The sequence below is a fragment of the Bacillus sp. CCB-MMP212 genome (assembly GCF_022748145.1).
GTDB lineage: Bacteria > Bacillota > Bacilli > Bacillales > Bacillaceae_G > Bacillus_A > Bacillus_A cereus.
Window position 1 is genome coordinate 207,408 of record NZ_JALDQE010000009.1, and the last position, 7,820, is coordinate 215,227.

Genomic DNA, 7,820 nt, shown 5'->3' on the forward strand with positions numbered 1-7,820 from the left:
GGGGGACCTGCAACATGTTAGAAAGAACGTTGCGTGTATTAGAATACAATAAAGTAAAAGAACAATTACTTGAACATACAGCCTCTTCACTTGGCCGTGATAAAGTGAAGAATTTAGTGCCGAGCACTGATTTTGAAGAAATTGTAGAAATGCAAGATACAACGGATGAAGCAGCGAAAGTCATTCGTTTAAAAGGTAGTGCACCATTAGGTGGCATTACGGATATTCGCTCGAATGTGAAGCGTGCAAAGATTGGAAGTATGTTAAGCCCGAATGAACTACTTGATATTGCGAATACGATGTATGGTAGTCGTAATATGAAACGTTTCATTGAAGATATGGCTGATAACGGTGTCGAGCTTCCGATTTTAGAAACTCATGTCGCTCAAATTGTATCTTTATATGAGTTAGAAAAGAAAATTACAAATTGCATCGGTGATGGCGGTGAAGTAGTCGATAGTGCGAGTGATAAACTGCGTGGTATTCGTACTCAAATTCGTACTGCGGAAAGCCGTATTCGTGAAAAGTTAGAAAATATGACGCGTTCTTCAAACGCGCAAAAGATGCTGTCTGACTCGATTGTAACAATTCGTAATGAACGTTACGTAATCCCAGTAAAACAAGAATACCGCGGCGTATATGGCGGTATTGTTCACGACCAATCTGCTTCTGGACAAACATTATTTATTGAACCACAAGTAATTGTAGAATTAAATAATGCACTACAAGAAGCACGAGTGAAAGAAAAACAAGAAATTGAACGCATCTTATTAATGTTAACAGAAGAAGTGGCAGTAGAAGCCGATATCGTTTTATCAAACGTAGAAGTAGTTGCAAATCTTGATTTCATCTTTGCGAAAGCTTTTTATGCGAAACGAATTAAAGCAACGAAACCAATAGTAAATAACGAGCGTTATATGGATTTAAGACAAGCTCGTCATCCACTAATCGATCCAGAAATTATTGTGCCAAATAACATTATGCTAGGTAAAGATTTCACAACAATTGTTATTACAGGACCGAATACAGGTGGTAAAACAGTTACGCTGAAAACAGTTGGTATTTGTGTATTAATGGCGCAATCTGGCCTTCACATTCCAGTAATGGATGAGTCAGAGATTTGTGTATTTAAAAATATCTTTGCTGATATCGGTGATGAGCAGTCGATTGAACAAAGCTTAAGTACGTTCTCCTCACATATGGTGAACATTGTAGATATTTTAGAAAAAGCTGATTTTGAAAGCTTAGTTTTATTTGATGAATTAGGTGCTGGAACAGACCCGCAAGAAGGTGCTGCACTAGCAATTTCGATTTTAGATGAAGTATGTAACCGCGGTGCTCGCGTTGTTGCTACGACGCATTACCCAGAATTAAAAGCGTACGGATATAACCGTGAGCAAGTTATTAATGCGAGTGTTGAGTTCGATGTGAACACATTAAGCCCAACGTATAAATTATTAATCGGTGTACCAGGTCGTAGTAACGCCTTTGAAATTTCGAAGCGCCTTGGATTATCTGATCGCGTTATTGACCAAGCACGTAACCACATTAGTACAGATACAAACAAAATTGAGAATATGATTGCGAAGTTAGAAGAAAGTCAAAAGAATGCAGAGCGTGACTGGAACGAAGCAGAGGCACTTCGCAAACAATCTGAGAAACTTCATCGTGAGTTGCAACGTCAAATTATTGAGTTTAACGATGAGCGTGATGAAAAACTATTAAAAGCGCAAAAAGAAGGGGAAGAAAAAGTCGAAGCTGCGAAGAAAGAAGCAGAAGGTATTATTCAAGAACTTCGTCAATTGCGTAAAGCACAGCTTGTAAATGTGAAAGACCATGAGCTTATTGAAGCGAAGAGCCGTCTAGAAGGAACAGCGCCAGAGCTTGTGAAGAAACAAAAAGTAAACGTGAAAAACACTGCGCCGAAACAACAGTTACGCGCAGGTGATGAAGTAAAAGTATTAACGTTCGGTCAAAAGGGTCAATTACTTGAAAAAGTAAGTGATACAGAGTGGAGCGTACAAATCGGTATTCTGAAGATGAAAGTAAAAGAATCTAACATGGAATACATTAACACACCGAAGCAAACAGAGAAAAAAGCAGTCGCAAGTGTGAAGGGTAGAGATTACCACGTTTCATTGGAACTTGATCTTCGCGGTGAACGTTATGAAGATGCAATGATGCGCGTTGAAAAATATTTAGACGATGCCCAGCTTGCAAGTTATCCTCGTGTATCAATCATTCACGGTAAAGGAACAGGAGCGCTTCGCCAAGGTGTACAAGATTACTTGAAGAAGCATCGCGGCGTGAAGAATTACCGTTACGGTGACATGGGCGAGGGAGGCCTAGGCGTAACAGTTGTCGAATTAAAATAGCAAACAACGAAACAAAGGGGAAACCATTATATGTTTATGGACAAACTTGCAAAAGTATTGTTAGCTTGTTGTGGAATATTTTTGGTGATTGGGGTTATTTATTTAGTTGTTTTTGCGAAGTGAAAAAGCGTCAATCGTGGCATAATGATATTGCCATAGATTGACGTTTTTATTATATATGAAAAGGAATAAAACATGAAAATCAACCAATACATAAGCGAAGCAAAATCATGCTCAAGACGTGAAACAGACCGCCTTATTAAAGCTGGACGCGTGGCTATTAATGGCGAAATATGTACGCACGGTGCACTTGTGAGCGATGGTGATGTTGTAACGATTGATGGACAGGTTATTGCGAAAGAAGAGAAAGAAAAGGTGTATATCGCATTCCATAAACCAGTCGGAATTACTTGTACAGCAGCTGATCATATTGAAGATAATATTATTGATTATATCAATTACCCAGAGCGAATCTTTCCAGTTGGGCGATTAGATAAAGCATCGGAAGGACTTATTTTATTAACGAATGATGGCGCGATTGCCAATCAAATTTTACACGGTGATCACGAACGCGAGAAAGAATATGTTGTCACAGTCGATAAACCTTTTACGGACTGGTTTATTGATGAGATGTCTAGCGGTGTAAAGATTAAAGATGGTATGACGAAGCCGTGCAAAGTGACGAGAGTCGATCAATCAACATTTCGTATCGTTTTAACGCAAGGAATGAACAGGCAAATTCGTAGAATGAGTCGTGCTTTCGGATTTACTGTAATAAAGCTAAAGCGAGTGCGCATTATGAATATAGAGCTAAATGAGCTTGGAGTAGGAAAATGGCGGAACATTGCAACTGAGGAATTAGAGATATTAAAAGGGCAGTTATAGGGAGGAAAAATTTTCTCCCTATATTTTTTTGTCAGAAAAAATAAAACTATTGATTTTTTAAAAAATAGCCCATATAATAAAAAACAACAAGTTTCGACAAGATATTTTATAAAAGTAATGATGAGGACATGAGTTGTATTTTACGATTCTCAGAGAGGGGAGCCTTAGGCTGTGAGCTTCCTAATACGAAAAGACAAGCTTACCACCTCTAAACTTCAAGAGTGAACTGCATGCATGATGCATTGTAATTCTTGACGGATAAAACCGTTATCAATTTACACGAGCTATAAAATGAGCTTATTTTGCTATAAATTCATTTTATTAGAATAAGGGTGGAACCACGATTTCAACACTCGTCCCTTTGTTAGGGACGGGTGTTTTTTGCGTTCTTTTTACGGGGAAGTATGCTTGAAAGAGGATATGTGACGGATTTCGATTCAGAATATTTTGTCAATTGATTATTTTAGGAGGTTAGTAGAAATGAAATCATCTTTAAAGTTTTCAGAGATGTTTGCAATAAGTTTAATGTTATTTGCACTGTTTTTTGGTGCAGGCAATATGATTTTTCCACCAGCGTTAGGGCAAGGTGCTGGAACGGACGTATGGATCGCGCTGTTTGGTTTTATCGTAACAGGGGTTGGACTACCTTTATTAGGAGTAATTGTTATAGCTTTAAAGGGAGATATTAATGAGCTAGCAGGACGTGTACATCCTATATTCGCACTTGTTTTTATCACTGCAATTTATTTATGTTTAGGCGTATTCGTAAGTGTGCCGCGTACAGGAACAGTAGCTTATGAGATGAGTGTTGCACCGTTTTTACCAAGTGAGATAGCTGGTCAGTCATATCCACTTGTTATCTTTACACTTATTTTCTTTGCAGTCACTTTCTATTTAGCTTTAAATCCTTCGAAATTAGTGGGGCGTATTGGTAAAGTACTAACTCCAATATTATTAGCAGTTATTGCAATTATCGTAGGTAAAGCACTTATTACACCAATTGGAGAATTTGGTGCACCGACAGAAGCGTATAGTGCTCCTCTCTTCAAAGGATTTATTGATGGATATTTAACTTTAGATGGACTTGCAGCACTTGTTTTCGGAAATGTTGTAATTCATGCGTTAAAAGAAAAAGGCATTACAAATAAAAATAGTATTGCAAAAGTAACAATCTTTGCAGGATTTATTGCAGCACTTGGTTTACTACTTGTATATTTAGCGCTTGCGTATCTTGGAGCTTCTAGTGTATCGCTTGGAATGGGCGCAAACGGAGGAATTATTTTAACAAATGTCGTGAATCATTTATTTGGTAGCTACGGAACTTTATTACTAGGGATCGCAATTACAGCAGCATGTTTAACAACTTCTGTAGGTATTGTTGCAGCTTGTGGTGATTACTTCTCTTCCTTATTACCAAAGCTTTCTTATCAAAAAGTCGTTTTCATTTTCTGTGTATTAGCATTTATGGTAGCAAACCTTGGATTAACTCAGTTAAATGCATTAGCATTACCAATCTTAATCGCCATTTATCCAATTGGAATCGTACTTATCGTATTATCACTTGTTGAAAACTACGTTCGTCTTCCATTAGCGATGTATGTGGGCGGGATTGTAGGAGCATTTGCAATAAGTTTCTTTGATGGGTTACACAATGCAAACCTTCAAATTGCAGCGCTAGCACCTATTTTAGATAAGATTCCATTATATAGTGTAGGAATTGGTTGGTTAGTTCCAGGCATAATCGGTATAGGATTTGGTTATATAGTTTCTAAGTTTCAAAAGCAGGAAATTGCTGTAGAAAAATAGAGAAAAGAGGCTTTCTATAATAGAAAGTCTCTTTTTTTGTAGAAAAAGCCACATATAGAGAAATTCAGATATTAAAAATTTTATACGTAATATAGTTGACAAAAAATTTATGAGTAGGCTAAGATTGACTTAGTTGTGGAAATATTGGAAGGGAAGTGAGGGAAAAGGGGTTTCTATAACTAAAGTGTTGTTAGGGGGAAGAGGTGAAAGAAGAGGTGAAGAGATAGTTTATTTTTTTTGATTTATATTGAGAATGATAATCAATAAATAAGTTTTGTAATTTTTTCTCAGTGTCTATGCCTTCATATAAGGAATAGGGTGAGATATTATTTTTAACATTCAATGAGAATGATAATCAATAATGCTTATGTTACATAAAAGAATGCTAATTAAATAATAGGTAGAAGAGATTATTTTTTTCTTATATATTGAGAATAATTATCATTTTCAAAAAGTGAAGTGAAAGATAACCAAGGAGGAAACAAGAAAAATGAAAAAGGTTTCTGTATTACCCGCTTTTATTATAACGTTCGTATGTATGCTAGCTTTTCTTGTAATGCCATACGGGAATGCTTCAGCAAAACTAGCTGATGGTACTTACGATATTAATTACGTAATTCAAAAAGCGGAAAATGATTCAGCTTCAATGGCAAATGACTATTTTGAAAAGCCAGCAAAATTAATAGTGAAAAACGGTGAGATGAGAGTACAAGTTCCGATGAATCATAGTGCTTGGATTACAGAATTTAAAGCACCAGAGAACGGGAATTTTGTTGATGCGAAAGTTGTTAGTAAAGATGAATCGGCAGATAAAAGAACAGTAGAGTTTAAAGTAGATGATTTATCCAAACCAGCAGCTGTAAAAATTCATGTTGTTGTACCAAATGCAAACTATGACCACCACTACACAATTCGTTTTGCTTTTGATGCAAATGTAAAAGCTGTAGGTGGCGATAACGGCGTAGCTGCTACAACAAAAAATAATGATCAAGCGAAAACAGATACACAAGTAAAAGAAGAGAAAACAAAAGTAGAGAGTAAGGAAACAGCTAAAGAAGCGAACAAAGAAACAAAAAATGAAAATGGAAAAGCTGAAAAAACAGATAACCCAAAAACAGGCGATGAAGCACGTATTGGATTGTTTGCAGCGTTAATTCTTATTTCAGGTGCTTTCTTAATTCGTAAAGTGAAATTGAGTAAATAAATCTTTTGAAGGGTGATGAATATATGTTTAAACAATTTAAAATGATTATTGCCGTATTTGCTGTTTTATTTACATTTATCGCAACACTAGGTTTACAAGATGCAAAGGCTGCTACAAAACTAGCTGATGGAAAATATAATATTGCTTTTACTGTATGGAAAGGCGATAAAGATGAATCGTCTAGAATGAATAGTTATTTTGAAAGCCCAGCAACATTAACAGTTAAAAATGGAAAACAATATGTTTCATTTAAAGTGAAAGATAGTGCTTCTATTAAAAGTTTCCAAGTAGAAAAAGATGGTCAATTTGTAGAAACAACCGTGTTAAGTGAAAACAAAAAAGATAATACTAGAGTTGTAGAATTTGAAGTTGCTGACTTGTCAAAAAAACTAAATGGCAAGGTGAAAATTAATATTCCAATTATTAATTATAATGCTTCGTATGATATTCGCTTTGTATTTGATGGGAACAGTATTAAATAATTTTCAAAAGGGAGAGTCGTTCCATTGAACAGGTATACAAAAATTATTGTTGCTATGTTTTTAATGATATTTACATTCGTATCAACATTACAACCACTTGCAGTTCAAGCAGCTACCAAGTTGGCTGACGGTGAATATTCAATTGGCTTCAAAGTTTTAAAAGATACATCAGATGAAGAATCGATGATGAATCAATATTCAGTAAGCCCGGGAACTTTAAAAGTGAAGGATGGGAAAAAGAAAGTATCCTTTACATTAACGAATAGTTCATGGATTACGAAGTTTGAAACAGAAAAAGCAGGTAAGCTAGTTGCGACAAATGTAATTAGTGAAGATAAAGAAAAAGACACAAGAGTAGTAGAATTTGATGTAGAAGATGTAGAGAAGGTATTAAATGCAAAAGTAAAAGTAGATATTGATTTTTTAAATTATCATCATGAGTACGACGTTCGTATTGCATTTGATCAAAATAGCATTACACCAATTCATGTAGAAAAACCAAATGAAAAAGAGGACCCAGCTAATAAGCCAGATCCAAATGAAACTACCGATCCAGGTCAGAAGCCCGACCAAAAGCCTGACCCAGATCAACAACCAAATTCTAACACAATTACAGATGGTGCGTACAGCATTCCATTTAAAGTATTAAAAGATCAAACAGATGAAGAATCTAAGATGAATACTTACATGGTAAATCCAGGAGTATTAAAAGTAGAAAACGGTAAGAAAAAAGCAATTGTAACACTAAAAAGTAGCTCATTAATTAAAAATTTCCAAACGGAAAAAGATGGCGCATTTGTTGATGCAAAAGTAGTGAGTGAGGATAAGGAAAAAGATACAAGAGTAGTAGAGTTTGAAGTAAACGATTTATCTAAAAAACTAAATACAAAAGTATTTATCGAAATGGCATCAAGAAATTATAAGCAAACGCATGATGTACAACTTTTATTTGAACAAGATAAACTTGAACAAATTAAAAATGAAGAGAAACAACCAGAAGTAGAAAAACCAGAAGTAGAAAAACCAGAAGTAGAAAAACCAGAAGTAGAAAAACCAGAAGTAGAAAAA

6 protein-coding genes and 1 other annotated feature are annotated in these 7,820 nt (G+C 35.5%); all 6 genes read left to right on the forward strand.

The window, feature by feature from the left end:
- Positions 1 to 14 precede the first annotated feature (14 nt).
- Positions 15 to 2,375 (forward strand): endonuclease MutS2, encoded by a 2,361-nt coding sequence (locus MRP26_RS23140; RefSeq protein WP_000893743.1) that lies wholly within the window; start codon positions 15 to 17, stop codon positions 2,373 to 2,375.
- A gap of 195 nt (positions 2,376 to 2,570) precedes the next feature.
- Entirely contained in the window at positions 2,571 to 3,260 is a 690-nt protein-coding gene (locus MRP26_RS23145; protein ID WP_197242809.1) for a 23S rRNA pseudouridine(2604) synthase RluF, read from the forward strand.
- Between the two features lie 108 nt (positions 3,261 to 3,368).
- Positions 3,369 to 3,624, forward strand: a binding site (T-box leader).
- Between the two features lie 116 nt (positions 3,625 to 3,740).
- Positions 3,741 to 5,066 carry a branched-chain amino acid transport system II carrier protein BrnQ6 gene (gene brnQ6 / locus MRP26_RS23150; protein WP_000842650.1) on the forward strand — a complete coding sequence of 442 codons (1,326 nt, stop codon included), beginning with the start codon at positions 3,741 to 3,743 and terminating at the stop codon, positions 5,064 to 5,066.
- A 490-nt stretch (positions 5,067 to 5,556) separates the two neighbouring features.
- Positions 5,557 to 6,270: a heme uptake protein IsdC gene (gene isdC, locus MRP26_RS23155; protein ID WP_023523143.1), complete on the forward strand. Its 714-nt coding sequence runs from the start codon at positions 5,557 to 5,559 to the stop codon at positions 6,268 to 6,270.
- 23 nt (positions 6,271 to 6,293) lie between these two features.
- Entirely contained in the window at positions 6,294 to 6,752 is a 459-nt protein-coding gene (locus MRP26_RS23160) for an NEAT domain-containing protein (protein ID WP_000476164.1), read from the forward strand.
- Between the two features lie 24 nt (positions 6,753 to 6,776).
- On the forward strand, positions 6,777 to 7,820 hold a 1,044-nt coding region (locus MRP26_RS23165), incomplete at its 3' end, for an NEAT domain-containing protein (RefSeq protein ID WP_242806984.1).

What these genes read in the sequence shown, in the direction of transcription:
- MRP26_RS23140 (WP_000893743.1), top strand. Translation starts at nt 15, where the DNA reads ATGTTAGAAAGAACGTTGCGTGTATTAGAATACAATAAAGTAAAAGAA.
- MRP26_RS23145 (WP_197242809.1), top strand. Translation starts at nt 2,571, where the DNA reads ATGAAAATCAACCAATACATAAGCGAAGCAAAATCATGCTCAAGACGT.
- brnQ6 (WP_000842650.1), top strand. Translation starts at nt 3,741, where the DNA reads ATGAAATCATCTTTAAAGTTTTCAGAGATGTTTGCAATAAGTTTAATG.
- isdC (WP_023523143.1), top strand. Translation starts at nt 5,557, where the DNA reads ATGAAAAAGGTTTCTGTATTACCCGCTTTTATTATAACGTTCGTATGT.
- MRP26_RS23160 (WP_000476164.1), top strand. Translation starts at nt 6,294, where the DNA reads ATGTTTAAACAATTTAAAATGATTATTGCCGTATTTGCTGTTTTATTT.